Consider the following 261-nt stretch of genomic DNA (forward strand, 5'->3'; position numbering starts at 1 on the left):
CGACCACGCATGAAGAGGTGCATCAGTTCCGCACCGGGACGGAATAGCACAATCCCCATACGATGGGCGATCTCGGGGGTAAGCAGTGCTCTCACGCGACCTGCCCCCTGGCAATGTGTTTTGCCCACAGTCCACCAATCCAGCGCACGCCTTTCGCCGTGAAACGTGCCTGGCTGAATGCATGATTTGAGGTTACGGATGTGCCGGTTTTCACTTCAAAACGGCCCGCATCAATATGCTGATGCCGTGGAGTCATCGTTC

Annotated in this window: 1 protein-coding gene and 1 pseudogene; both read right to left on the minus strand. The window is 56.7% G+C overall.

Annotation, left to right across the window (positions count from 1 at the left end; translation table 11 throughout):
- Positions 1-95, minus strand: a pseudogene (locus FDX22_RS20500) (cons domain protein); the annotation flags it as partial.
- Positions 92-261: phage antirepressor KilAC domain-containing protein (locus FDX22_RS20505; RefSeq protein WP_186805392.1), on the minus strand; the 170-nt coding region annotated here is incomplete at its 5' end. The gene FDX22_RS20505 and the pseudogene FDX22_RS20500, both read right to left, overlap by 4 nt.

Source organism: Citrobacter sp. TBCS-14 (genome assembly GCF_005280805.1).
Lineage (GTDB): Bacteria > Pseudomonadota > Gammaproteobacteria > Enterobacterales > Enterobacteriaceae > Citrobacter > Citrobacter gillenii.